The organism is Burkholderia paludis, assembly GCF_000732615.1.
GTDB lineage: Bacteria > Pseudomonadota > Gammaproteobacteria > Burkholderiales > Burkholderiaceae > Burkholderia > Burkholderia paludis.
Genome location: NZ_JPGL01000008.1, coordinates 190,770 through 217,220, shown reverse-complemented (window position 1 = coordinate 217,220; position 26,451 = coordinate 190,770). Strand labels below are relative to the sequence as shown.

Annotated in this window: 21 protein-coding genes and 2 pseudogenes; 17 read left to right on the top strand and 6 right to left on the bottom strand. The window is 62.5% G+C overall.

Features of this window, described 5'->3' with window-relative positions:
* Window positions 1-49: 49 nt before the first annotated feature.
* Together GQ56_RS0105955 and GQ56_RS0105950 are read left to right on the top strand one after the other, a co-directional pair.
* Entirely contained in the window at window positions 50-2,410 is a 2,361-nt protein-coding gene (locus GQ56_RS0105955) for an efflux RND transporter permease subunit (RefSeq protein WP_031397772.1), read from the top strand.
* 29 nt (window positions 2,411-2,439) lie between these two features.
* Window positions 2,440-3,408 carry a WD40/YVTN/BNR-like repeat-containing protein gene (locus GQ56_RS0105950; RefSeq protein ID WP_031397771.1) on the top strand — a complete coding sequence of 323 codons (969 nt, stop codon included), beginning with the start codon at window positions 2,440-2,442 and terminating at the stop codon, window positions 3,406-3,408.
* Window positions 3,409-3,510: 102 nt separating this feature from the next.
* Here the strand turns inward: GQ56_RS0105950 and GQ56_RS0105945 are convergent, their stop codons facing one another.
* Window positions 3,511-4,557, bottom strand: a complete 1,047-nt coding sequence (locus GQ56_RS0105945) for a DMT family transporter (RefSeq protein WP_152601650.1) — start codon at window positions 4,555-4,557, stop codon at window positions 3,511-3,513.
* An 81-nt stretch (window positions 4,558-4,638) separates the two neighbouring features.
* Between GQ56_RS0105945 and GQ56_RS0105940 the strand changes: the two genes are divergently transcribed.
* Window positions 4,639-5,646, top strand: coding sequence for an alpha/beta hydrolase (locus tag GQ56_RS0105940; protein ID WP_043301146.1), 1,008 nt, complete (start codon window positions 4,639-4,641; stop codon window positions 5,644-5,646).
* A gap of 237 nt (window positions 5,647-5,883) precedes the next feature.
* Window positions 5,884-6,525, top strand: coding sequence for a DUF2325 domain-containing protein (locus GQ56_RS0105935; RefSeq protein WP_235212639.1), 642 nt, complete (start codon window positions 5,884-5,886; stop codon window positions 6,523-6,525).
* Between the two features lie 48 nt (window positions 6,526-6,573).
* On the opposite strand, the gene GQ56_RS0105930 is transcribed toward GQ56_RS0105935, so the two are convergent.
* From GQ56_RS0105930 to GQ56_RS39195, 3 genes are all read right to left on the bottom strand, one after another.
* Window positions 6,574-7,872 (bottom strand): Nramp family divalent metal transporter, encoded by a 1,299-nt coding sequence (locus GQ56_RS0105930; protein WP_031397767.1) that lies wholly within the window; start codon window positions 7,870-7,872, stop codon window positions 6,574-6,576.
* Between the two features lie 94 nt (window positions 7,873-7,966).
* Window positions 7,967-8,581, bottom strand: a complete 615-nt coding sequence (locus tag GQ56_RS0105925; RefSeq protein WP_031397766.1) for a superoxide dismutase — start codon at window positions 8,579-8,581, stop codon at window positions 7,967-7,969.
* 30 nt (window positions 8,582-8,611) lie between these two features.
* Entirely contained in the window at window positions 8,612-9,103 is a 492-nt protein-coding gene (locus GQ56_RS39195) for a hypothetical protein (protein ID WP_052007190.1), read from the bottom strand.
* Between the two features lie 62 nt (window positions 9,104-9,165).
* Between GQ56_RS39195 and GQ56_RS43960 the strand changes: the two genes are divergently transcribed.
* The 4 genes and pseudogenes from GQ56_RS43960 to GQ56_RS0105905 all read left to right on the top strand — a co-directional run bounded on the left by GQ56_RS43960 (window position 9,166) and on the right by GQ56_RS0105905 (window position 13,303).
* Window positions 9,166-9,717 carry a hypothetical protein gene (locus tag GQ56_RS43960; RefSeq protein WP_152601649.1) on the top strand — a complete coding sequence of 184 codons (552 nt, stop codon included), beginning with the start codon at window positions 9,166-9,168 and terminating at the stop codon, window positions 9,715-9,717.
* Window positions 9,718-9,999: 282 nt separating this feature from the next.
* Complete coding sequence (locus GQ56_RS0105915; RefSeq protein ID WP_031397764.1) at window positions 10,000-11,124, top strand: porin; 1,125 nt, start codon at window positions 10,000-10,002, stop codon at window positions 11,122-11,124.
* A 1,745-nt stretch (window positions 11,125-12,869) separates the two neighbouring features.
* Window positions 12,870-13,046: pseudogene (locus tag GQ56_RS0105910) on the top strand (helix-turn-helix domain-containing protein); the annotation flags it as partial.
* Entirely contained in the window at window positions 13,043-13,303 is a 261-nt protein-coding gene (locus GQ56_RS0105905) for a hypothetical protein (protein WP_031397762.1), read from the top strand. The pseudogene GQ56_RS0105910 and the gene GQ56_RS0105905, both read left to right, overlap by 4 nt.
* Here GQ56_RS0105905 and GQ56_RS43955 read toward each other — a convergent pair.
* Window positions 13,275-13,553 carry a hypothetical protein gene (locus GQ56_RS43955; RefSeq protein WP_152601648.1) on the bottom strand — a complete coding sequence of 93 codons (279 nt, stop codon included), beginning with the start codon at window positions 13,551-13,553 and terminating at the stop codon, window positions 13,275-13,277. The genes GQ56_RS0105905 and GQ56_RS43955 overlap by 29 nt on opposite strands.
* Before the next feature lie 60 nt (window positions 13,554-13,613).
* Here GQ56_RS43955 and GQ56_RS40750 point away from each other — a divergent pair, with 60 nt between their 5' ends.
* From GQ56_RS40750 to GQ56_RS0105880, 5 genes and pseudogenes are all read left to right on the top strand, one after another.
* Complete coding sequence (locus GQ56_RS40750) at window positions 13,614-14,054, top strand: DUF3331 domain-containing protein (protein ID WP_081894830.1); 441 nt, start codon at window positions 13,614-13,616, stop codon at window positions 14,052-14,054.
* A gap of 138 nt (window positions 14,055-14,192) precedes the next feature.
* A complete protein-coding gene (locus GQ56_RS0105895; protein WP_031397761.1) occupies window positions 14,193-15,767 on the top strand; it encodes a Na+/H+ antiporter in 1,575 nt (524 codons plus the stop codon).
* A gap of 107 nt (window positions 15,768-15,874) precedes the next feature.
* Entirely contained in the window at window positions 15,875-16,324 is a 450-nt protein-coding gene (locus GQ56_RS0105890; RefSeq protein ID WP_031397760.1) for a hypothetical protein, read from the top strand.
* 198 nt (window positions 16,325-16,522) lie between these two features.
* Window positions 16,523-17,332: pseudogene (locus GQ56_RS42960) on the top strand (IS5 family transposase).
* A gap of 530 nt (window positions 17,333-17,862) precedes the next feature.
* Window positions 17,863-19,284 carry an aldehyde dehydrogenase family protein gene (locus tag GQ56_RS0105880; RefSeq protein WP_031397759.1) on the top strand — a complete coding sequence of 474 codons (1,422 nt, stop codon included), beginning with the start codon at window positions 17,863-17,865 and terminating at the stop codon, window positions 19,282-19,284.
* Window positions 19,285-19,394: 110 nt separating this feature from the next.
* Here GQ56_RS0105880 and GQ56_RS0105875 read toward each other — a convergent pair whose 3' ends face one another.
* The gene (locus tag GQ56_RS0105875; protein ID WP_161788551.1) at window positions 19,395-20,414 is read right to left on the bottom strand and encodes an AraC family transcriptional regulator; all 1,020 of its coding nucleotides are present in this window, start codon (window positions 20,412-20,414) and stop codon (window positions 19,395-19,397) included.
* Between the two features lie 122 nt (window positions 20,415-20,536).
* Between GQ56_RS0105875 and GQ56_RS0105870 the strand changes: the two genes are divergently transcribed.
* The 4 genes from GQ56_RS0105870 to GQ56_RS0105855 all read left to right on the top strand — a co-directional run bounded on the left by GQ56_RS0105870 (window position 20,537) and on the right by GQ56_RS0105855 (window position 26,431).
* Window positions 20,537-22,108, top strand: coding sequence for a xylulokinase (locus GQ56_RS0105870; RefSeq protein ID WP_052007187.1), 1,572 nt, complete (start codon window positions 20,537-20,539; stop codon window positions 22,106-22,108).
* Window positions 22,092-22,889, top strand: coding sequence for an inositol monophosphatase family protein (locus tag GQ56_RS0105865; RefSeq protein WP_052007186.1), 798 nt, complete (start codon window positions 22,092-22,094; stop codon window positions 22,887-22,889). Before GQ56_RS0105870 ends, GQ56_RS0105865 begins: the two co-directional genes overlap by 17 nt.
* Before the next feature lie 281 nt (window positions 22,890-23,170).
* Window positions 23,171-24,514 carry a DUF1329 domain-containing protein gene (locus GQ56_RS0105860; protein ID WP_235212638.1) on the top strand — a complete coding sequence of 448 codons (1,344 nt, stop codon included), beginning with the start codon at window positions 23,171-23,173 and terminating at the stop codon, window positions 24,512-24,514.
* Between the two features lie 114 nt (window positions 24,515-24,628).
* On the top strand, window positions 24,629-26,431 hold the full coding sequence (locus tag GQ56_RS0105855; RefSeq protein WP_407638575.1) for a DUF1302 domain-containing protein: 1,803 nt from the start codon (window positions 24,629-24,631) through the stop codon (window positions 26,429-26,431).
* Window positions 26,432-26,451 lie beyond the last annotated feature (20 nt).

The following is a 26,451-nucleotide window of genomic DNA, read 5'->3' as shown; positions in this document are numbered from 1 at the left end:
CAAGCGAGCGCGTGTCGAGCATCGCCGGTAATCATGAAGGGGTCATGCAGTGCTTAATCGTCTGGTCAGTCGCCTTGAAAGGCTCTTTTTCGGTCATCGCGCGATCGTGCTCGCCGCGATCGGCCTGTTCACTGTCGTGATGGCCGTGTTCGCGCTGCAACTGCGCATGGATGCAGGTTTCGAAAAGCAGATGCCGATCGGTCACGAGTACATCCGCACGTTCCAGCAATACCGGAACGACCTGCTCGGCGCGAACCGGATCACGGTCGTCGTGCGCGCGAAGCACGGCTCGATCTGGACGCCCGATGGTCTGACAAGGCTGTACAAGGTGACCCAGGCGGTGACCTACCTGCCGAACGTCGACCGGATCGGCGTGCGCTCGCTGTGGACGTCGAACGCGTTCGTCAATGAAATCACCGATGAGGGGTTCCGCGCGGAGCCGATCATTTCCGGCACGATCACGCCGGATCAACTGACGCCGGAGAGCGTCGAGAAGATCCGGCGCGCGACGACGCTGGGCGGTTATGTCGGCACGCTCGTGTCGCACGGCGAGGACAGCGCGATGATCACGGCCGAGCTGAACGAGCGCGACAGTGCGGGCAAGGTGCTCGATTACGTCGCGTTCAATCATTTGCTGGAACAGAAGATCCGTCAGCCGTTCGAGGACGCCGGCTATGAAGTGCAGATCATCGGCTTCGCGAAGCAGATCGGCGACATCGCCGACGGCGCGAAGGCCGTTCTCGGCTTCTGCGCGATCGCGCTGCTGCTGACCGCGCTCGCGGTGTACTGGTATTGCCATTCGCTGCGCTTCACGGTGCTGCTGATCGCGTGCTCGCTGACGTCGCTGGTCTGGCAGTTCGGCACGCTGAAGCTGCTCGGCTTCGGCCTCGATCCGCTCGCGGTGCTGGTGCCGTTCCTGGTGTTCGCGATCGGCGTGTCGCACGGCGTGCAACAGGTGAACTACATCGTGCGCGAGATTTCGCACGGACACAGTTCGTACGAGGCGGCGCGGCGCAGCTTCAGCGGCTTGCTGATTCCGGGCGTGCTGGCGCTGATCACCGCGTTCGTGTCGTTCATCACGCTGCTGCTGATCCCCATCCCGATGGTGCGCGAACTGGCGATCACCGCATCGCTCGGCGTCGCGTACAAGATCGTGACGAACCTGATCCTGCTGCCGGTGGCCGCGTCGTGCTTCAACTTCACGAAGCGCTATGCGGACAGCGCGCTCAAGCGCGGCGAGCGGCGCGGGGCCTGGCTGCGCCCGCTCGCGCGCATCGCGCAGCCGAAGTATGCGGGCGCGACCGTCGCACTGACGCTCGTCGTGTTCGCACTGGCCGCGTGGCAAAGCCGCGACCGCGTGATCGGCACGCTGCAGCCGGGCGCGCCGGAACTGCGCGCGGACGCACGCTTCAATCGCGACGCGACGGCAATCGCCGGCAACTACGACATGGGCCTCGACTGGCTGACGGTGGCGATCGAGTCGGCCGGCAAGGCCTGCGACAACCCGGCGGTCGGACTGTACGAAGACGATTTCGCGGCCACGATGCGCACCGAGCCGGGCGTGGTGTCGGTGCAGTCGTACTCGGGCATGCTGCGCGCGTACAACCAAGGCTACAACGAAGACTATCCGAAGATGAACGTGGTGCCGATCGACCCGGAAAACTATGGCGCGGTGTCGGTCGACGTCGGGCGCGTGAAGGGCTTCATGAAGACCGACTGCACGATGTCGGCCGTGCACCTGTTCCTGGCCGACCACAAGGCGACGACGATCAACCGCATTCTCGACGACGTGAAGCAGTATCGCGCGTCGCATCCGTTCCCGGGCATCACCGTGCGCCTCGCGGCCGGCAACGCGGGCGTGCTGGCGGCGACCAACGAGGAAGTCGCGGAAAGCGAGTTGCCGATGATGCTGTACGTGTACGGCGCGATCCTGATCCTCGTGTTCCTCGCGTACCGCGACTGGCGCGCGATGATCGCGTGCTGTGCGCCGCTGTCGGTGGCGACCTTCATCGGCTACTGGTTCATGAAGGAACTGCAGATCGGGCTGACGGTGGCGACGTTGCCGGTGATGGTGCTGGCGGTGGGGATCGGCGTCGACTATGCGTTTTACATCTACAACCGGCTGCAGGTGCATCTCGCGGGTGGCCAGCACATCGTGAAGGCCGTGCAGCACGCGATGCTCGAAGTCGGCGTCGCAACGATTTTCACGGCAATCACGCTCGCGATCGGCGTGGCGACGTGGAGCTTCTCGGCGCTCAAGTTCCAGGCCGACATGGGCAAGCTGCTCGCCTTCATGTTCCTCGTCAACCTGCTGATGGCGATGACGGCGCTACCCGCGCTGGCCTCGGTGCTGGAGCGCCGGTTCCCGCGCCGCAAGCCGGCCCGCGCGCCTGGGTTGTTCAGCCACTGATGACAGACACATTCAAGGAGATCTCCGTCATGATCAAGAACCTCGTTGTCTGTATCGGGCTGTGCCTGGCCGCGGCGGTCCTTGCGCAACCCGGTGCCGGGACGGTCGCCACGTGGGCCGAAAAGCCGGCCCATGCATGGCCCGCGCCCACACATATGATGCTGACCGATGCGACGCGTGCCGGCTCGCGGGTCGTCGCCGTCGGCGATCACGGCATCGTGCTGCTGTCCGACGACGACGGCAAGACCTGGCGGCAGGCACGGCGCGTGCCTGTTGCCGCGACGCTGTCGGCCGTTGCATTCGCCGATTCGCGGCACGGCTGGGCCGTCGGCCAGTGGGGGACGATACTCGCGACCGACGACGGCGGCGAAACCTGGACGACGCAGCGTATCGACACGTCGGCCGACCAGCCGCTGTTCTCCGTGCTGTTCACGACGCCGCAGGACGGGCTCGCGGTCGGCCTGTGGTCGCTGATGCTGCAAACCCATGATGGCGGCAAGACCTGGACCAGGGTGACGCTGCCCAAGCCGCCGGGCGGCGGCAAGGCCGACCGAAACCTTTATCGCGTGTTCGCGGACGCTGCGCACGCGCTCTACATCGTGTCGGAACAAGGGACGGTGCTCAAGTCGACGGATGGCGGGGCGACCTGGGTGTATTTGCCGACGGGCGGGAAGGGGACGCTCTGGTCGGGCGTCGCGATGCCCGACGGCCGGCTCGTGGTCGGCGGCTTGCTTGGCAGCCTGTTCGAGAGTCGCGACGGCGGCATGACGTGGTCCGCGCTTGCTACGGGCACGAAGAGTTCGATCACCGATCTCGTGGCAGACGGAAACGGTCTTGTTGGCGTGGGTCTGGATGGCCTTGTGCTGAAGCAGGGTGCGAGCGGGAAACCGTTTGAGCGCAAGCAGCGCGAGGACCGTTCCGCATTGACGGCAGCGATCATCGACAAACTGGGACATCCGATCCTTTTCTCCCAAGACGGCGTGCTGGCCGGATCGTAGGCATACGCGTCGAAACCGTCTCGTCCATTCCAGCAGATTCGACGCCACCGGCAGGCGATGCGTCGAATCCGTCGTCCCCCGTTTTTGCCGCGCGCCGGCGTGCTACGAATTCGACACGGAGGCTTCGTCACGCGGCCGTTTGCCGAGCAGCTTCCTGATCACGCCGAGCACGCTCTCCAGCGACGATGCGAGCAACAGCACCACGCCGCCGCTGATCTGGGCGATCGTCAACGGTTCCTTGTTGACCAGCCCGAACACGCTCGCGAAGACGAGATCGAGATTGAAGATCACCGACGTGCGGGCGGTGCCGACCCGTTGCTGATACCGGGTTTGAAGCACCACGGCGAGTGCGGTGGACATGACGCCCATGAAGAGGATCGCCGTCCAGACCTGCGGGTGCGTCAACGGTTCCAGCGGACGCCGGATCGGGAAGTACGCCAGCGCGACGGTGCCGAACAGGATCTGGAAAAACGCGAGGGCGAGACGGTTGACGCCACCCTGATGCGCGGTCAGCTTGCCGATGATGCCTATGTTCATCGCGATTGCGAAGGCGGCCGTGAGCCCCCACGCGTAACCGACGTTCAGGCTGTCCAGTCGCGCGCCGAGAAACACATAGGCGCCGACCAGCCCGATCGACACCGATGCGATATCGATGCGCGACGGCAAGCCGTGCCGAAGCGCGAGCATCACGAACGGAATGAAGACGATGCTGAGGGTGACGCAGAACGCCGCGCTGGCCGACGACAGGTGACTCAGCGCGTAGCTCTGGCTGACGATGTTCAGCGCGCTGAAACCGCCCAGTATCAGCCCGCCGATCACGGTGCGCCGGTTGGCCTTCGCGACGTATGGCAGCGCAAACGGTAGCAGCGCGAGCGTGGCGACGAGCGAGCGGGAGAACGCGTAGAGGCCGGGGTCCACCTGCGCGACCGCGTTGTGCGTCAGCGGAAAGCCGATACCCCAGATCAGCGGGATGGAAAAGATCGCCCAGAGCGCAATTCTGTCCTTGGCTGCTTCGGCGGCGGTTTCGTTGGCGGTAGTCGACATATCCGTAGAGGCTTTGAGGTTGATAAGACCACGAAAGGCACGGGTTGCCTGGCCCGGCAAAATTTCTGTACGTCGGCGGGCGCGCATGACGAGAAGCCGCTGCAACTGATCCGCTTCAGGAATTCCGGACCGATCCGAGTGCGGGTTTTGCGGCAAACTTGCCGCTGAACCAGGAGGTCGTTAGTCATGAAACGGAAACGCTTTCCGAACGAATCGATCGTTACGTCGTTGACGCAGGCAAAACGGCGGTTGGGACCCGGCGTGAAGCACGGCCTGTATGCAGGCATCGTCGCGATGTGCATGACCGGCCACTTCGACGCCGTTGCGGGACCGGCGGAGACCGCTGCCCATCCGGCGTACTGGCAGCGAGGCGACGGCCAGCCGTATGAAGTCGCGGACACCGAAGTCCGCGACGTGCCGGACCCGGCTTCCGGCCGCGACTACCAGGTGTTCGTCGCCCTGCCGCCATCTTACGGCAGCCAGCCGCAACGCCGCTATCCCGTCCTCTACGTGACGGATGCCGACTATGCGTTTCCTCTCGTCAAGCAGATTGCCCGCCGTCTTAACGGAGAAGGGCCCGTCGTCGAGGAGTTCATCCTCGTCGGCCTGTCGTATGCGCGCGGCGAAACCGGCGTGCAGAGCCGGCGGCGCGACTACACGCCCACCGCGGCAGGTTCTCCCGACGCACCGACCGATGCGGTACACGGCCAGGCCGGCGCCTATCAGGCGTATCTGCGCAACCGGGTTCTGCCGTTCATGGCGAAACAGTACCGGACCGACGAAAGCCGCCGCTTCTTTCTCGGCCATTCATACGGCGGCCTGCTCGGCATGAGGATCCTGCTGACCGAACCGGACCTGTTCCGCGGCTATCTCATTGGCAGTCCGTCGCTGTGGTACGACCGTCAAGCGATGTCGCGTATCGAGGCTGCCTACGCGGCAAGCCACCACGACCTGCCGGCGTGCGTGTTCATGTATGTGGGGGAGTACGAGGAAGTCCGCAAGGGCGACCCGCGCTTTGCGAGGACCTACAACATGGTCACCGATACGCGAAACATGGAAAAGGCGTTGCGATCCCGGCAATTCCGGTCGCTCCGGCTGCGGGTCGACGTGCTCGACGACGAGAATCACCTGACGGTCGCGCCGCGCGGCTTCACGCACGGTCTCGAATATCTGCTGCCTGCCCGGGCGCGATAGCGGGCCCCGGATGTCTGGCGCCGCAACCGGCACGCGCGCGATAACCAGCCGTATCGCCGTTGCGCCGCGCGGTACGCTGCCGCGGCGATGGGCGCATGGCCATGTCGACCGGCCACGCTTCTCGTAAATGAGAATCATTGCTAACATGCGGTAATCGTACGGCATGGATGCCAGTTGGGGTGAAGCGGAATGACGGCGGCGGATCGAAACGGAATGTGCCCGTGCGGCGAGCGCGGCTTGGCGGTTCGACACTCAGCGGATGCGGCGCGGTGCGCGGAGGGCGCGCCCGACGACGGCACGCGGACGGTCGCCGCGCTGCAGGCCGAGGTCATCCGGTTACGCGCCGCGGTGATGATCCGCGAGACTGCGCTGGCCTGGGCGCGCGACGAGCTGCAGGCGGTGAAGGCGGCGATTCCCGGTTTGCCGAAGCGGCTCGCGCTGGCGCAGCAGGTTCGCATGCTCGAGGCGCGGGTTCATGCGTTGATGCAGGCCGAATCGCAGCGTTCCGTGGAGCGGAGACAGGTGCCATCGCCGACAGAAAACACCATGCCGATCCGGCCGGCGCGAGATCGACGCAAGGTCGTGATGTGGATCAGTCGACATGACCGGCACACGGCCGGCGTCGAGCTTGCGATCGCGAAAACCGGTGCGCAGGTCGTCCATGCAAACGAAGTCGATGCGAAAAAGCTCGACGCGAAACTGGCCGACGCCGACCTCGTGATCTGCCAGACGGGATGCGTGAGTCATGGCGACTGGTGGCGCGTCGAGGATTACTGCAAGCGTACCGGCAAGCAATGCGTGCTGATCGAGCAACCGGATGCGTTGCAGCGCGTGATTGCGTCGACGACGCGAAAGGAGTCGGTCGGTGCGATCGACTAGACGCGCATCCGTCCAACTACCTGCCGTCGCCGATCGGATCGTCGGCCCTCAACCCGCGAAGCCGATATTGAAGGTTTGAAGCAGTAAGGCCACATTCAGCGCCACGATGACGCCTGTTGCCGCGACCGCGGCGATGTGCGTCGTCCGGCCGTTCGCGAATTCCCCCATGATGTCCCGACGCCGCGTCAAATACACCAGCGAAATCATCGGGATCGGCAGCGCGAACGACAGCACGACCTGACTGACGATCAGCGCCTGCGTGGCGTTGACCCCGAGTGCCACGACGACGAACGCCGGTGCCATCGTGACGAGTCGCCGCAGCCACAGGGGAATCCGGAAATCGACGAAGCCCTGCATGATCAACTGGCCGGCCATCGTGCCCACGACGGAACTGGAGATCCCGGAACTGATCAGCGAGACCAGGAAGATCGTGGCGGCGGTTGCGCCGAGCAGCGGGGTCAGCGTGCGATAGGCCGTGTCGATTTCCGCGACGTCGCTGTGTCCGAGGTGGAATGCGGAACTGGCCATCACGACCATCGCCATGTTGACAAGCCCGGCGATCGACAGCGCAACGACCACTTCCCGATTGGAAAAGCGCACCAGACGCCGCCGTCCGCTTGCATCGCATCCGGCGGTGCGATCCTGAGTCAGCCCGGAATGCAGATAGATTGCGTGCGGCATCACGGTGGCGCCGACGATGCCGACCGCAATGACCAGCGCTTCATGATCGGGCATTGACGGTACGATCGCATGCCGGAGCACCTGCTGCCATGCAACCGGCGCAATGAACATCTCGACGAGATAGCAGAGGCCGATCACGCCGACGAGCGCGCCGATCACGATTTCCATCGGCCGGAAGCCGTTCTTTCCGATGATCAGGATGCCGTAGGTGACGAGCGCGGTGATCGCCATGCCGGCGAGCAGCGGAAGATCGAACAGCAGCGACAGGGCGATCGCGCCGCCCAGGAATTCGGCGAGATCGGTGGCCATGGCTGCGAGTTCGCTGATGACCCACATCACGTAGACGGCAGGGCGGGGAAACTGTTCGCGGCACAGTTCCGCCAGGTTCCGCCCGGTGGCGATGCCGAGTTTGGCCGACAGCGCCTGAAACAGCATTGCGACGAGGTTGGCCATCAGCACGACCCACAGCAACGCATAGCCGAACCGGGCGCCTGCCTGGATGTTGGTCGCGAAATTGCCCGGATCCATGTAGGCGATCGATGCGATGACCGCGGGCCCCGCGAACAGCAGCGACGTGCCCGGTCCGCGCCGCCTGCCGGCCAGAACATCCCGGATCGCGACGGTCGTGCGATCGGTCAGGGTGGTCCTGTCTGCCATCGTGTTCATTGCAATTCCTGGATGGATCGGTCATCGGCTGCGGCGACGCACCTCCGCGCCGCGGGTCGTCTGCGTCCACCAGCCCGTCGGCGGACGCGCCGGCTTATCGTCCGGGAGCGGCGGCGTAGCGCCGCCCGACTTCCTGCCAGTCGATCACGTTGTAGAACGCCGCAATGTATTCCGGCCGGCGGTTCTCGTATTTGAGGTAGTACGCGTGTTCCCAGACGTCGAGGCCGAGAATCGGCGTATTGCCCGACATCAGCGGGCTGTCCTGATTGCCGGTGCTTTCCACGACGAGCTTGCCGCCACCGTCGACGCTCAGCCAGGCCCAGCCGCTGCCGAACCGCGTGAGCGCGGCCTTCGTGAACGCTGCCCCGAACGCTTCGAATCCACCCAGCTCGGCGTCGATCGCGCGACCGATGTCGCCGCCCGGCCGGCCGCCGCCATGCGGCGACATTACCGTCCAGAACAGACTGTGGTTGGCGTGTCCGCCGCCATTGTTGCGCACCGGCAGTTGCAGCGAATCCGGCAGGGAGGCGATCCGTGCGACGAGCGTTTCAACGGGCAACTCGTGATATTCCGTACCCTCGAGCGCCGCGTTGAGGTTGTTGACGTACGTCTGGTGATGCCTGCTGTGATGAACTTCCATCGTGCGTGTATCGATGTGCGGCTCGAGTGCGTCGACGGCGTACGGCAGTTCGGGAAGGGTGTAGGGCATCGGCAGTCTCCTTTCAGGTGGATGGCGGATTCAATGACGGACGGCGCTACCGACGTCGAGCGCGAGGGAGCCCTCGCGCAACGCGCGGACGATACGCGGATGTTCTCCGTGCCGTGCCATGTGGCGAACGAGGGCGAGATGGGTTTCCCGGCCATGGCGCAGCGCGGCCCGACGCAGGAGGGCATCGCGCCGTGCATCGAGATAAAGCGCGATCAACGCTTCGTGCGCGTCGCACAAGCCTTCGACGCAGCGTTCCACGTCGCCCTGGCTCGCCAGCAGATCCGCGAGGTTGTGCCAGGAGACCACGAGGGCCGCCACGCAGTCGTCGTGACGCGACGGCGGCGGCGTCTCGATCAACCGCTGCGCGATTTCCAGCGCACGCCGATAGCCGGCGAGTGCGGGCGTGATGCGTCCGTCGCGCTCAGCACCGACCGCCTCGCGAATCGTGGCTTCCCAGGACGAAAGATCGGAATGCGTCGGACGCGGATCGTCCGGAACAACACGTGAGAGGTGCGGGTGCATGTCGATGGCTCCGGTTGCGGCCCCCTTTACAAGAGGAGTCCTTTTCGTACCTTGATGTCGTAATGATAATCATTATCATTACGGTTTTCCAGAGCGGCGTCTATGAAATCCAGGCGAGCGCGAGACGCGTGAATCGGCCCGATCGGCCGCTAGCCCGCAATCCGGACGACTCCCCGAAGTCTGGTGCTTGCGTGTTGTCGTATCCGGCGGATTCGGGCGCCTGGCGGCATCGACCAAGCAGCCACATCAGGCAAGGGACACCGATCAGCGTCATGACGCCGCCCGGCGGGGCTGGCGAGCGGATTGCCGGTCAGACGCCGCATCAGCGTCCCCACGACCGCGAGCATCGCGACGGCACCGACGCGGTTCGCAAAGTCCTGAATGACATTGAATCGGTCCAATGCGCGCACCGTCATCTTGACCGTCCCGGTCGCGATCTTGGGCCAGTGGAAGCGGTCAGGACTATCGAGGCGATGGATCAACTGTTGCCCAGGGAAGGGAGTACGCCGGGATTGAACCGATCACGCTGGGCGCGAACAAGCGACCGTGTGTGTTCGAGAAATGTTGAGATTTTGTGGAGTAGTTTTTTTGCCACTGTCAAGGTGCGCGCATAAGAAAATCGCGGCGAAGATACCGTGCGGCCATTCACGGCTTAACGCAATAAAGGCATTTAATAACATAGGCTTGCGTCAATTCATTGGCTTTCTGTTGCCAAAAATGAAATACATAATTTCTATCTCCGTCTGGGGTTCGTTGCTTTCGACGCTCTTACACTCGCCATTCCCAAACGGGCATCTATCCGGGCCTGACCAACAGAACAAGGTCCTCCGGGCGGTTGCAGACCGTTTATGAACAAGGTCGCGAGACCTGCCTCTTTTTAGAAGGGAGCTCCACGAATGAACAAGACTCTGATCGTTGCAGCGGCTGCAGCATCGTTTGCTACCGTCGCTCACGCGCAAAGCAGCGTCACGCTGTACGGCGTGCTGGACGCCGGCATCACCTACCAAAGCAACGTCCAGAACGCATCGGGCCAAGGCAAGTCGCGCTTTTCGATGGGTTCGGGCATTGACCAGAGCCGTTTCGGCCTGCGTGGCTCGGAAGACCTGGGTGGCGGCCTGAAGGCAATCTTCACGTTGGAAAGCGGCTTCAACATCGGTAACGGCAAGTTCGCGAACGGCAACGGCGGCATGTTCAACCGCCAGGCATTCGTCGGCCTGTCGAGCCAGTACGGCACGGTCACGCTCGGCAAGCAATACGACGCAACGCAAGACTACCTGGCACCGTTGACGGCAACGGGCTCGTGGGGTGGCACGTACTTCGCGCACCCGTTGAACAACGACCGCCTGAGCACGAACGGTGACGTTGCGCTGAATAACACCATCAAGTTCACGAGCGCGAACTACGCCGGCCTGCAATTCGGCGGCACGTACTCGTTCTCGAACAGCACGAACTTTGCGAACAACCGCGCATATAGCGGCGGCGTGTCATACCAGTATCAAGGCCTGAAGCTGGGTGCGGCTTACTCGCAAGCGAACAACGCCGGTTTGTCCACGACGGGCGCGGTGAACCCGTCCATCGATACGAGCGGCAACGCATTCGGCATCCAGGGCCGTACGCGTACGTATGGTGTTGCAGCAGCCTATGCATTCGGTCCGGCACAAGTCGGCGCAGCATGGACGCAATCGCGCCTCGACAACCAGACGAACGGTGCCGGCACGCTGCGCGCTGACAATTACGAAATCAACGCGAAGTACAACCTGACGCCTGCTCTCGGCCTGGGTGCTGCTTATACGTACACGAACGCAAAGCAGAACGGCCAAAGCACGCACTGGAATCAGTTCGGCGTGCAAGCCGACTATTTCCTGTCGAAGCGTACGGACGTCTACGCTCAGGCGGTGTATCAGCGTGGTACGAAGGGCGCCGGTTTGGGTTCGTCGATCTACAACGGCGATATCAACGCGTCCCCGAGCACGAAGGTCAGCCAAACAGCCGCAACGGTTGGTTTGCGTCACCGCTTCTAAGCGTGACGGCTGTCTGGTCAGTTCCGAAAAAGCGCCTTCGGGCGCTTTTTTGATGCCTGAATTAATCACATTTCTTTGATCGATTTGTTTTCTGAATTTTAATGGCGTGACGTTCGCCATTGATTAGATGTGACGCGATAACTCGCAACAATTTTCCGGCATCGCTGTGGTGAAGGCGCGAATGAATCATTGTGTCCGGTGATGGGGGTATGAAATTTCCGCGAATGAAATTGTGGGGGGATTGGATGATTTCGAATGAATCCAGGGCCGCGAGTGTTCGAAGGTATTAAATGATTTTCTGAAAATTCAAGCGCGAATGCGGCGGGATTGTGACGGCGAAGTGAGGGAGCATGCTTGAGAGGTTGCGACAGTGCGTTGCCAGATATGGCTGGCAATGTTTGGAGGCGGAGTGGATGGGTGTCAATTCACGTCATCGGTTCGCTTGCGCTCGCGGGCACGTTTTTGAGCGTGTGGCGTTGACCTTGCTCTATCGAAATAGCGGTGCACCGGTATGCACATCTTGTCAGCAGGAAGATATTCGTGATAGATGGCTGGGTAAATTGGCCGAACGAGGGGGAACGCTTCTGAGTGGTCCATTCATTGGGCTATTTGCGCGTTACAAAATTCGTTGCGCAGCGGGGCACGAGTGGAGCGTGGAGGGAAGGAAGATCAGCGAGGGGCGTTGGTGTCCGATCTGCGCGCATGGTGACGCGACGCGGCGAAGCTGTTGTCCCGATGGTCTGGCTCGGCTTCACGCTAAGGCACAAGAGAGAAACGGAAAATGTCTTTCATCGAACTATACGATCGAAAGTCGTCTATATAGATTCGAATGTGCAAAGGGGCATCGTTGGGAGGCCAGGGCAAACGATATCTTCCGGGGAACCTGGTGTGGTCGTTGCGCAAAATCAACCTTCTCCGGTCAAGTTGACCCCAATGGATTGGCACGTCTGCAGGCGGCCGCCCGGGAAATGGGAGGAGTTTGCTTGGCAGATGCTTATGCGGGTTCGGCCGAAAAATACCCTTTTCGTTGTGCGGTAGGCCATGAATGGAAAGCGATAGCCAGTCGAATCTGGCTCGGACACTGGTGTCGGCAATGTGCGGGTCTTAAATTGCGTCAAACAATTGACGACATGCGAGCGCTTGCGGCCGCTCGTGGTGGACAGTGTTTGTCGACGGAGTATCTGGGCAGGCGGACCAAATTGACCTGGCAATGCCATCGCGGTCACGTCTGGGCGTCTCGGCCGATAAATATAAGTGCGGGAACATGGTGCCCACGATGTGCGATTACTAACCGAACTCGCCGTAGAGACAATTGATACGTAGTAGATCGCGCTCAAACGATCTTCAGGTAGCGTGCCCTTGCTCGCGATTGCCGGGGCGCGCCAAGGTGCCGCTCCGTGATAGGCAGCCTTTGGCTGCCAGGAGCGCAGGGTTGGCGTCGCCGATACACGGTCGCGCCAATTCATCGGATGGGTGCGGCGTTCCCGCGCCGCCCGTCCCTTTTCGGATGTCGCCCGGTCGCTCGTGAGCCCGTCATCTTCGAGCTCGGGCCGCCTCCATATCGCCCCTACGCCATTCTCCAGGCGCCTCCATCAAACCTCCATCTTTCCGCGCAAAAAACTCCATAGTGCGCACGCACACTGCGATCCGGCAATGCGGGCCGTTGGGAGCCTGCGTCCGATGGAGTCCACATGAAGAATCAGAAACGAGCCTGCACCAGCGCCGTGTGCGCGCTGGTGGCGGCGACCCGCGTGTTCACGCGCGGCGAACTGATCGATGCGTGCCTCGCCGACGTCGATGCGCTGGAACGCACCGTCGACAGCCATATCAGCCGGCTGCGCAAGAAACTCGAAGGCGCCGGCGCGTCCAGAACGCCGGAAGTGATGCGCGGCATCGGCTACCGGCTGCGCAGCCGCCAGTGAACACGCGTCGGGAATCGCGGCTGCGCGGTGCGTGGATCGTCGGCTTCCTGACGGTCGCGGTCGTGCTGGCGATCGCGACCGGGTGGTTCGTCGTCTACGGCCTGATCGTTGCCGTTTCGTCCGATGCCACCGACAACCTGATCGCGGCGGTGATCCGGGAGACGCGGAGCTATCCAGCGCTCGCCGTCCTGCTGCTGGCCGGGCTGGTCGCGGCCGTCATCGACCTCGTCAAACTGGCTCGCGGAAAGGGCTCGTAGCAACGGTCCGACGCTCATCGCATGACTGCCGCCACGCAGCGATTTCTCCGTTGTTGAATCGGATTGTTTTCTGAATCGCAGGGCAATATTTAATTTCGTGAAGCTCAGGATCGCCGGTGAGAAAAATCACGACGGCGAATTTCGGATCGAATAGGCATGTATCGGATTTTTCGATTTGAATATCGGAAATATTATTTTTCATGGGCCTGGTCAACTGCGTGCGCATGCGAGGTGCAAGGTGGGAAATCATGGAAACTTCTCTTCGTCAATCGATGGTCATTCTTGTGATCGTGAAGTAAATGAAGGTTCGATGATTAATCGCGAAAAATTGACTCCGATCGTCGAAATCGAACCAAGGGAACGCTGGTGTCACATGATGAAATCACTCGAGGCATGCAGTGACGGCACGGGAATGAACTTGCCGCTCAAGGATCGCACGGTTGATTTACTTAGAAAAAAATCTTTGGTCGATCTGTCGCGGTGCGGCGCAACGGTCGATATTCTTGATCAACTTTCATCCAGCACGGTGGTGATTTCGTGGCGGGATTCAACCAGCGGACATTATGGCCATCAAATTTGGCACAAAGGGTGTGCCAGACGGTCAACGTTATGTGCGGCGAGTGGAATGCCTATCAACCTGGGCGACGAGATTTTTCGGCCAAGCATGCGGTATGGCCGCCCTGCGAACTGGTCCGCGATGATTCTCGCGCGTCACATCTCCAGTATTGATTTTTCCCGGATCGGGAAATAGGCGTGGCTCCCTTCAAACTCCCGGCCGGACGCTTACGCTGTTCGGGGCCTGGAAACCAGGCCCCTCATTGCGCCTTCCGACCGGCTGAAGTACGCATGGGCAGCTCACTACCTAAGCTCCGACGACAAAACCATCGCAATGGCCATTTTTGAATTGATGATCGCGCTGCTGCTGGCGATCCTTGTCTTGCACTACGTCGGGCATAAGCTCGGACTTCCCCCCACCGTCGCGCTGATCATCGGCGGCGGTTTCATCGCCTTTCTGCCCGGCCTGCCAGAGGTCCATATCGACCCGGAACTGGTGCTGGTGATCTTTCTGCCTCCATTGCTGATGGACAGCGCCCTTGGAATTTCACTCGACCAACTGCGCCGGCACATGCTGGGCGTCGGGGCGTTGGCGATTGGTGCGGTGCTTTTCACCACGATCGTGGTGGCCCTCGTCACCCACTGGCTGGTGCCGTCCTTGCCCTGGGCAGCTTGCGCGGCCTTGGGCGCGCTGGTCGCGCCGCCGGATGCGGTGTCGGCGCGCGCCGCGCTGCAGCAAGTCAAATTGCCACGCCGCCTCCTGATCCTCCTGGAGGGGGAGAGCCTGTTCAACGATGCAACGGGCCTCGTGCTTTTCCGCTTTGCGGCGGCCGCGGGCGTGACGGGCCTGTTCAGTCCGGCGGAAGCCCTCGGCAGCTTCGCACTGCTGGCGCTTGGGGGCGTACTGGTCGGCGCCTGCGTGGGCGGCGCCTGGGTGTTCCTGATGCGCCATCTCGACGAAGATAGCCTGGTCATCGCCGCCAGCCCGCTGTGTGCGTGGGGCTCCTATCTTCTGGCCGAACGCTTCCACGTCTCCGGGGTGATCGCCACCGTGACGACGGGCCTCATCTGTGCCTGGTTCCAGCATCGCGTGCTCAACGCGTCGGCCCGCCTGTACGGCACGGGCTTCTGGAGCGTCATGATCTTCATTCTCGAGGCATTCGTCTTCCTGATCATCGGATCCTCGCTGCATGAGTTGATCCAGCGAGGCGACGGGCTCGACACGATGCTGGCGCAGATGGGTGTACCGGTGCTGATCGTCGTTCTTTCCGTCATCCTCGCGCGGTTTGCCTGGGTGCTTGTCTCGGACGGCGCGCTCATCCTGCTACGGAAGTTTCGCGTGACCCGCTTCCATCCGCTCGGGCTTGCCGATGCCACGGTATTGAGCTGGGCCGGCATGCGGGGGGTGATCACCCTGGCGCTCGCCGCCAGCCTGCCGGACAGTTTTCCGGGGCACGATTTCATCCTCGTCACTGCCATTGCCGTCATCCTCGCCACCGTGCTGGTGCAGGGACAGTCGCTCGGCGCCGTGATCCGCTGGACGGGGCTGGTGGCACCGGAAAGCGACAGGCCTCGCTTGAGCACGAGCGAGGCGGAGGCCGTGATTGCGAGGGTGCAGTACGAGTTGATGGCAAAACTGGCATACAACGACGCAGGCGAACTCGTTCACCCGATGCTCCTGGACATTCACAAGCACAAGGCAGAGGACATGGCCCGTTACGCGCGGCACGCCGACGAATACAAGTCCCGCCTCGATGCACGTTCGGAAGCCGTGCTGGAGTTGATCGCGGCGGGACGTGCCGAGCTCATGCGCCTCTACCGAATCGGCGACATCGACGAGCACACGTTGCACGAACTGACGCGCGACCTCGATCTCGAGGAACTCCGCGCCATTTCCGCTACGGCTTGAGATTACGCTGGCGCCAAGGAAAGTGAATCGCAGCCGGGTTCGGAGGGGCAGCCGACTGGGTGCGGGGTGCCCTATTTGAATGGATTTTTCTGACTTGGTGAATTTTGATGACGCGTTCTTCGACTCGCGGCCGGCGGCCGCTCACCAAGGCCATGCTGTTGCCGCTTGCGACCGATCGTGTCCGGCAGCTGCAGCTCAAACATCATTTCGCCCTTGCAGCGATGCGCGGCGAACATGGAGGTGTTCAGTCGCTCGGCACGCTCGTCAACGTGTTGTATCTCGCGTTTCATCTGCGCGATGTGGCGGGCGAAGCGGATGTCGCGTTCTATCGCGGAGTCGAAGCGATACTCGACGCGTACGCGGAACGAGCGGAATCAGACGACTGGACGTTGCTGGACGCCGAGCGTGGCGCGCTCGAGCAGTTGCTCGCCGTGCATGATGCACAACTTGCCGCGGTACCGATGCATCGGTTTCTTGATGCCAGCGAAAAAGTCTACCGACTTGTCCAGTCGAACAGACGATTACCGATTCCGATGCAAGTGACAGAGGCGAACTGAATGACTATTTCGACACGATGCCGTCGGTCATCCGGCCGACTCGCTCGGTGGGCACCATCAGCACCGCAAGCGGGGCTGTGCGCAGTTGGTCATATGCGATCCGCCAACGACGTTCTTGCCTGGAAATCGCTTCACTCCGATGCCAAGACCTGCTGACACAACTGGATGCGATGTTCGCGAGCCCGCATCGTTGTGCGCATGGCAACAAGAAAGATCGGCAATGAATTGTCGGCGGTGTTGCAGCCGCTGATTCCGGAGTTCGGGCATTCGCGCAAGGGAGGTCGGCGTCGTTCGGTCGATGACCGCGCTGCGCCAAGCGGCATCCTGTATGTGCTCCGGAGCGGCATCCCTTGGGAAGACCTTCCGCAGGAACTCGGCTTCGGCAGCGGGATGACGTGTTGGCGGCGACGACGTGACTGGCGAGCGGCTGGTGTCCGGGACAGACTGCATGTAGCGATGCTTCGTCGCTTGCGCGAGCCCGATCAAATCGATTGGGGACGAGCAAGCCTCGATGGCGCGAGCGTAGCCAGCCCCCGGGGGGGCCAGGAAACCGGCCCAAACCCAACCGATCAGGAAAGCCAGGCACGAAGCGACACCTCGTAGTCGACGCACGAGGTGTCCCGTTGGCGATTGTCGTGAGCGGTGAAAACCGCCACGATTCGATGACGTTCGAGCCGATGTTGGATGCCATTCCAGCCGTATCTGGCCTGAGTGGGAAAGCGCGCAAGCGTCTGGACAAACTGCACGCCGACAAGGGCTACGACTGCCGTCGATGCCGTAGAGATCTACGGCGACATGGCATCACCGCACGAATCGCTCGCAAGGGCGTCGAGAGCAAAACGCGTCTTGGGCGCCACCGATGGGTTGTTGAACGCATGCACGCATGCTTGGTTTGCGGGCTTCGGCAAACTCCGTATCCGTTTTGAATGGCGGATCGACATCCATACGGCGCTGCTCAAGCTTGCCGCGGCGATCATCTGCTCACGATTCGTTGATGACCTGCGTTAGCCACTCCAAGTGTCCACGTGGATTCGCGCGCCTCGGTGGAGACGGTGACGGGTGAAGTCTGTTTCAGCGATGCCCCCAAGTTTCAGGCGAGCGTTCAAGCGATGGACCGGTCGTGGGCCGCGAGAGCGGCGCGAACCTGGATCGGGGGAGGGCAGGCACCGGCGACGCTGCCGCGAGCGACGAGTGATGCACGGAGCGCGATGCGCCGGAATGCCCGCTGCCGCCGCACCGGAATTCGCGGCACGACACCGTGGCAAGCCGGAGGCAGTCAAATGATCTCGATCCGGAACTCATGCCGGCGGAATCGCGACGCGATGTCCCGATTCCACCAAAAACTGGCCTTGTCACACCATCCCCGATATGCCGCCGTCGGTACACTCGATCGCGAGTAGCGACGCGTACGCAAGGCGCTCGGACGTCGTCTAAAACGGCCCGCGCCCCGCTGGTTCGCCGGCTGCTGCAGTCCCGTCGCGCCGGGCGGTAAGCCCGCGAACGGTCAACGAAATCTTCTGGAAGCGAGGACATCGATGGTGAAGCGTTACGACAGGTTCTTTATCGGCGGGCAATGGGTCGCGCCGCACGGCGGTGGCAGTGCGGAGGTCGTCAATCCGGCGACGGAAGCGGTGATCGGGGTCGTGCCGCTCGGCGACGCCGAAGATGCCGGACGCGCGGTCGCCGCGGCCAAGGCCGCCTTTCCCGGTTGGTCGGCTACGCCGCCGCGCGAAAGAAGCCAGTACCTGCAGCGCGCGTTGTACGCGCTGAGCCGCCGCGCGACGGAACTGGCGCGGCTCATCACCGACGAGGTTGGCACGCCCATCTCGTTCTCGCGGCTCGCGCAGGCCGGATTGCCGGTCGTATCGCTGGGGTCGGCATCGCAACTGGCGGCGCAACTCGGTGGCGTCGAACATGTCGGCAACTCGGAGATCACGAAGGAGCCCGTCGGCGTCGTCGCATGCATTACACCGTGGAACTATCCGCTGCATCAGATCGTCGCGAAGGTGGCGCCCGCGCTCGCGGCCGGCTGTACCGTCGTCGTCAAGCCGTCCGAAGTCGCGCCGCTCAATGCATTCGTGTTTGCGGAAATCATCGAATCGGCGGGATTTCCGCCGGGCGTGTTCAACCTCGTGAGCGGTCTCGGTAATACGGTCGGAGAGGCGCTGGTATCGCACCCGGATGTCGACATGGTCTCGTTCACCGGGTCGACCGCGGCAGGCAGGCGTGTTTCCGAACTCGCTTCCCGCACGGTGAAGCGGGTTGCGCTGGAGCTTGGCGGGAAGTCTGCGTGCATCGTACTGGACGACGCCGATTTCGAAGTCGCGATTCCGGCAGCGGTTCAGGCGTGCTTCATCAACGCGGGGCAAACGTGCGCAGCGTTGACGCGCCTGCTGGTGCCGGCGTCGCAACGCGAATGGGCAGAAGAGATTGCCGTTGCCGTCGCGGAATCGGTGCGGCTCGGCGCGCCGCAAGACGAGGACGTTGCGATGGGCCCGCTGGTGTCCGAAACGCAGCGCCAGCGCGTACGCGACTACATCGCGCTCGGTGTTGCCGAGGGGGCCGAACTGCTCGCGGGAGGGGACGACGCGCCAGACGGGCTGGAAACGGGGTACTACGTCAGGCCGACGATCTTCAGCAACGTGCGCAATGAAATGCGTATCGCCCGGGAGGAGATCTTCGGCCCGGTTCTCGCGATTATTCCGTACAAGGACGACGACGATGCCGTGCGCATCGCCAACGACAGTCCGTACGGGCTCAGCGGCGGAGTGTGGAGCGGCGACGTCGCGCGGGCTAGGCGCGTGGCCGCGAGGATGCGAACGGGGCAGGTCGAGATCAATGGCGGCAAGTTCAATCCGCTGGCGCCATTCGGCGGATTCAAGCAGTCGGGCAACGGTCGCGAGCTGGGCGCCTACGGTCTTGCCGAATATCTCGAGACGAAGTCGCTTCAGCTTCCTTGAAGCGGCGCGGCGGCGCTCGGAGTGCAGATGAACAAGGGCGCGCGCGAAACGCACCTTGCGCGCCCTTGTCGGGCTCCGTCGCTGCCGGTTTTTCGCGGCGCGTCGCGCCGCTATCGCCTGCCAGCTTCGGATTCGCTCGGCAGTTGCCCGGTCCAGCGGACGTAGGCTTTCGAAAAGTTGCTCGGATTGTCGTAGCCGACCGATTCGGCGATCTTTCCCCACGACCACCCCAGGCGGCGCAGTTCATGCACGCGCTCGAGCCGGGTTTCGTCCAGCAGTTGAAGGAATCTAAACCCTTCATTTTCAAGATGCCGTCGCAAGGTGCGGCTGCTCACGTTCAGAAAACGGGCGACCTCGTCGATGTCGGGCGAGCGCCCCACGTTCGCGCGCAAATAGCGCCGCGTCGTCGCGATGAAGTCGCTCTCGGTGTTCGGCTGACGAAGCATCGGCTCGATCTGCCCAAGCACGTAGGCGCTGTAGCTGGGGTGCCACGTCGGCAACTCCAGATCGAGGCAATGCGAGTGGCAGGTCATGACGTTCTCCCGTGCGTTGAAATGCACCGGGCAGCCGAACACTTCTTCGTAGAAGCCGTATTCGGCGGGGCGCGGGTAGGTGAGGTCGATCCGGTTCAGCTTGAACTGCGCGCCAAGCAGGTTTCGCGAGATGGTCAAGATCGTCGCGAAAGCTTCGTCGATCCAGTGTCGCTCGACCTCGTGCGTGTCGGGATATTTCGTCGAGATGATGCACTTGAAGAAGCCGGGCGATTCGTCGAACGAGAAATACGTCAGCGCGCCTGCGGTCTGCTGGTGCCGAATCGCGTAGCTGAGCGCTTCCCGGTAGGTCCTGAACGCATACAGCGCGAGGCCGACCAGACCGAGGCACAGGATCGTCTGCTTCATGCCCGACTTCAGCCCGACGGGCACGCCGGGCAATGCCGCTTCCACGCGTTGCAGGAATTTTCTGGATTGCGCATACGAAACGAGGATGTCGTGCTGTTCCAGGTCGCCCAGGGAAAACCCGAGACCGCGGAACAGGCGGCCTACCGCGACCCCGTGTTCGCGGGCGACGAGCGTCAGGCCCCGGATGATGTTCGGTGGCGCGTCGGCGATGGTTTCATTGCGGATGTCCATGACCGACATGTTTGCATGAGCGTGTGGCCAGAAACAACCAATCGATGACCTCAATTGACTACCAGATAATTTTTTGTCGTCTCTAGACTTTGCTCATGAAAAAACACCGATATGTTCTCTCCGTGGACCTCGGAACGAGCGGTCCGAAAGCGGTACTCGTCAGCGAGTCCGGCCGGGTGGCCGGCGCCGGCCGTGCCCACGTGAATACCCTGGCGGTTGGCGACCGCGGCGCGGAACAGGCGCCCGCCGAGATATGGGCGGCCGTGAAGGACGCGATCAGGGCCGCGGTCGTCGGAGCAAACGTCGACGTCGGCGAGATCGTGGCGATGATCTGTTCGAGCCAGTATTCGTCGATCGTTCCTGTCGACGCGAACGGGCAGGCGCTCGCCAACATGATCCTCTGGGCGGACGGGAGAGGTACCAAGGCGAGCCTGGCTGCGGAATATCGTGCGGCCCGCAAGCTCGACAGGCCCTGGCAATTGGCGAACTGGGTGAGGCTGCATGGCCTTGCGCCGCTCGTGGCCGGAGTGTCGCTGAACCACATGCGCTACTTCCGGTTCGCATGCCCGGAGATTTACGAGCGGACGCATTGCTTTCTCGAGCCGATGGACTATCTGGGCATGAAGCTGTCGGGGCGGATGTGCACGACGCAGGGCAGCACGCTCATGTCGCTGATGGTGGACAACCGAAGGCTGGCGGCCGGCGAATACCATCCGACCTTGCTGCGATACGCGCACATCGACCGGGAGAAGCTGCCGGAGCTGGTACCGACGACCACCGTGCTGGGGCGTTTGTTGCCGGATGTCGCCGCCGAGCTGGGATTGTCGACGAGCACGCAGGTCGTCGTCGGGCTGAGCGACACGGCGGCGGGCGCGATGGGTGGGCTGGCCTTCACGGGCGAGCATGCCGGAATTTGCATGGGCACGACCGGCGTGATGGTCACGCATACGGAATCCATGAAGACTTCCATTCGCGACAGTCTTTTCACGATGCCTTCGCCGGACGAACGCAAGTATCTGGCGATCGCCGAGAACGGGATGTCGGGCGTAACGTTGGACCGCTTCCTGCGGAACATCGTGTTCCCGAACGATGCGTTCGCGGAATTCAGGGAAAGGCGCCCGGACGAATTGTATGCGGCGCTGGATGCGGTGCTGGAGAACGTCGACGCCGGCGCCGGCGGGCTCATCTTCCTTCCGTGGCTGGGCGGCACGATGGCGCCGAAGGCGAACAGCGACATGCGCGGCGGCTTCATCAACATGAACGGACAGACGACGAGGAGCCACATGGCAAGAGCGGTGCTGGAAGGGCTCGCGTTCAACCTGCGCTGGGTGCGCGGGCCGCTCGAGGATTTTGTCGGTCGCCGGTTCACGCATTTCAACTTCTATGGCGGCGGCGCGAACTCGGCATTCATGGCCCAGACGCTTGCCGACATCATGGGTAGCCCGATTCAGCAAATGGAGAGCCCGCAATACGTGAATTCGATCGGCGCGGCGATGCTGGCATTCGAGCGGATCGGTGAGATGGAGCTGGACGATTTTTGCAAGAATATGTCGATAAATGCGCAGTTCGAACCAACCAAAGCGTTGAAGGGGGTCTACGACGACATGTTCGGCGCGTTCGAATCGGCATTCAACGCCACCCGCCGGCTATACCGGAATATCAGGAAAGAAAATGGTTATGAAGCACACCATTGACGAGTTGATCGATCGCGCGGTACGCGTCGTTCATGGTGCGGGAGACATCGCGTTCACCTATTTTCGTTCGCAAATGCAGATAGACGACAAGCATTCGCGAGGCGTATTCGATCCGGTCACCGAGGCCGACCGGCGCATCGAAAGACTCATCAGCGAGGGGCTGTCGAGCGTCGATCCGGGCCTGGCCGTGATCGGCGAGGAGTACGGTCGTTCCGGCGAAGGGAACAGCTACTGGATCATTGACCCGATCGACGGCACGAGGGCGTTCATTTGCGGCATGCCGCTGTGGGGGATCCTCGTGGGCCTCGTCATCGACGGCGTACCGGTCGGCAGCGTCATGTACCAGCCTTTTACCGGCGAAACGTACATCTCCGACTCGGGCGGCCCGCGTCTGTTCCACCGGAACACCGTTGCATCGATTCGCACGTCGGCGTGCCGATCGGTGTCCGAGGCGATCGTGTACAGCCTGGATCCGCGCCTCATCGAGCGAGCAAACCTGATGCGTCCATTTTCGCGGTTGATGGCGCAATGCCGGATGCTTCGCTGGGGCGGCGATTGCTACAGCTTCGCGATGGTCGCGCACGGCTGCATTGATCTCGTCGTCGAAGCCGGGCTCGAACCCTACGACGTCGTGCCGCTGATCCATCTCGTCGAATCCGCCGGCGGGGTAGTGACCGATCTGGATGGTGCCAGGCCGATGAATGGGGGGATCGTGGTGGCGGCCGCGAACCGCGAGTTGCACGAGGCCGTCCTGGCGATCTTCCACGAATCGTCGGGCTGACCTGTCGTCCGGAGTCCGCGGAACCGCAACGGCTGGGTGGAAGACGGGAGCTGACATGAATTGAAGAGGGGCGATATTCACTAATTTAGGAATCCTTTTTGAAAAAATGGCGGGAGACGAAAACCGGACGTACGACACGGCGTGTGTCTGCGAGCGGAACGACGGCTGGATGGCGCGAGCGCTCGGGTCGGGAAGAATCGCTATCGCGAGCGGGTGCGTGACGGTCGAGTATTGGTGGAACAGGACGGAGAACGATGATGAGAAATAGAACAGGCGGATTCATGTCGGTTGCCCTGGCGGCCGCCTTGCTGTACGTGAACGCAAGCGCAGTCGCGGCCGACGACCTCACCCCGGTGGGCGCCGAACGCGCGGCCGGCAAGGACGGGCTCGTGCCCGCGTTCGCCGGCCGGCAGGCGCCGCAGGCGGGCTGGGAGTACGGTAAGACGCGCGGGGATTTCTGGAAGCATCGCAACGAGAAGCCGCTGTACACGATCGATGCGTCGAGTGTCGACAAGTATGCCGACAAGCTGTCACCCGGCCAGATCGCGCTTGTCAAGCAGATGAAGGGCTACCGGATGGACGTCTACCCGTCGCATCGCGAATGCCAGTTGCCGGACACCGCCGAGCAGAATTCGAAGGCCAACCTCGCCGATGCGAAGCTCGGACCGTCTGGCGAAACGATCCAGACGGCGACGTTCCCCGGCGTGGCGTTTCCGCAGCCGAAGAATGGTGCGGAAGCGATTCTCAACTTCGAGACGCGGTATCGCGGACAAGCGGTCGAATGGGCGCCGGTGGTCACGTCCGTGTCGCCGCGCCCGGGGAGTAACGACTGGATCGAGATCGGCGGCACGCAGATTAACTATACCCCGACCGGCAAGGACGGCAAGGCGACGCCGCAGGGTGTCGACCAGCTCAGCATCGCGGGCTACTTCTCGGCCACGATGCCGGCCGCGCTGGCCGGGCAGGCGGTGGTGCAGCGTCAGTATTTCGATAAGGAATCCGATACGTACTACTACTTCCCGGGGCAACGCCGAGTGCGCCGGATGCCGGCCTATGTGCACGACGCGCCGCAGATCGGCTTCGAGAACCAGTATCTGATCGACGAAGTCAACATGTTCAACGGGGCGATCGACCGCTTCAACTGGAAGCTGGTCGGCAAGCGCGAAATGCTCGTGCCGTACAACGCGTTTGGCATGTACGACTTCAAGCGCAAGCTGCGCGACGTCGCGACGCCGAACGGGATAGCCGCCGACGGCCGGCGCTACGAGGTGCACCGCGTGTGGGTCGTCGAGGGGACGCTCAAGCCGACCGCACGGCATGCGTCGTCGAAGAAGGTGTTCTATCTGGACGAGGATAGCTGGCTGGCGCTCGTCGGCGAAGACTACGACGCGCAGGGCAAGCTGTGGAAGGTGCGGGAAAGCTACCCGATTCCGGTATGGGAGCTCGGCGGCGCCTGCGACAACGAGCCATTCGTTCAGTACGACCTGAGCAACGGCCGCTACGTGTTCGATGGATCGTCGATCGGCCAGGGCAAGGACATTCGTTGGTACAAGGAAACCAGCGATCCGCGTTTCAAGGCCGATTTCTTCACGGCGGAATCGTTGCGATCCGTCAGCGAGCGCTAGGCGCGCGGCATGACCAGCAGGCCCGATGCGCGCCGGTGGCGTGTGTCGGGGTCGAACAGGGGTCAGGGGGAGACGACGTAAATGAGAATAATAGTTAGATATGCGATATTTTCGATGACATCGATCGGCGTGGCGACGTCGACCGCGTATGGATACGATTTCACTGCCGGACAGGGCGATCTGCAAGGTTCGTGGGTCACGAACCTGACGGCCGGCATGGGCATTCGCACGAAGAACCCGAGCTGTTCGCTCACGGGCGATCCGAACGCATTCGGCTGTGGCGCGGCTGCGAACACCAACCAATGGGGTTATGCGGACAACGGCGACCTGAACTACCGCAAGGGGCAGCCGTTCAGCACCTACATCAGCGCGACCAGCGAGCTGCTGCTGAAGATGCCGAGCGAAGGGCTCAAGTTCATGGTGCGCGGCACCGGCATGTACGACTTCATGGCCGGCAATACAAACCGCACGCCGTTGTCGAGCACGGCTGCCGCACAGGTGGTGTACAACGCGCAACTGCTCGATCTGTGGGGGCAGAAGGATTTCACGATCGACGGGCGAAACGCGCACGTTCGGCTCGGCAACCAGGTGATCAACTGGGGCGAGAGCGTGTTCGCGCAAAGCGGCATCAACGCGACGAACTCGATCGACGTGCAGAAGCTGCTGATCCCCGGCTCGCAGCTCAAGCAGGCGCTGTTGCCGGCGCCGATGATCAGTTTTGCGTCCGATCTGTCGCATGGCTTCAGCACCGAGGCCTACTACCAGTTCCAGTGGAACGGCAATCGCTACCCGCCGGTTGGGTCGTTCTGGTCGACGTCGAACATCATGGGACGCGGCACGGAGCCATTGACGCTCAACACCAACAACCTCAACGTGGCCGGCCCGAGCGCGGGCACGATTGCGAATGCGCTGGGGCCGGGCGCAGCCGGCAACCAGGACACGCTCAACGCAATCAGGAACGGGCTGGCGAACGGCGCATTCGCGGGGCCGCCTTTCAACGACATCGGTGTTCCCGTTGCGTGGCAGGCACCATCGAAATACAAGCCGCAATTCGGCGTGAAGTTCAATTACTCGCCGCGCGCGTTCGATGCGAACTTTGCGTTCTACTACCTGAACTACACGGACAAGTCGCCGGTGCTGGCGTCGCTGGCAAACGGAACGGAACAGTGGTCGTATCCGCAGAACCGGCAACTGTTCGGCGTCAGCGCGAACTTCGGGCTCGGGCCCTGGGCGATCGGCACCGAGCTGTCGTACCGGCCGCGCGACGCCGTCGCGCTGTCGAGCTGCTACGGCGCCGGCGGCCCGCTCGACCTGAACACGAACGGCGTGGCGGGTATCGACTGCCAGCAATGGGTCGACAAGAAGAAATTCCAGTACGACATCAACGGGCTGCTGGCGCTGACGCGCAGCGAATATCCGTTCCTGAAGCTGCTCGGCGCCGATTCCGCCGCGCTGACCTGGGAACTGACCTGGATCTACTACCCGGGGCTGAATTCGGGCGGCGTCACCCGGACGATCGACGGGCAGACGGTCACGCAGGTGCCGGCCGCCGGTTATATGCCGTGGTTGAACTACGGATCGGGGCTGGGCTATCCGATCGCCGCCGCACAGGGCACGGCGAGCTCGGTGGGCGCGACGATCGATTTCAACTGGACCTACGACGGCACGCTGATCCGCGGGTGGCAGGTCACGCCCGGCGTGACGTTTTCCGACGGCCTCTACGGCTACACGCCCACGCTCACCGGGAATTACATGCAGGGCGCGAAGTCGCTGAACGTCTACGTGCTGTTCAACCAGAACCCGCCGAACTGGCAGGCCGGCATCAATTTCACCGCGTTTTTCGGCGGTCATCAGACGGTGGGACAGCCGTATGCGGACCGGAATTTCGTCGGGATGTTCGTCACCCGTAATTTCTGATGGTGACGCAGTCGCGCCCG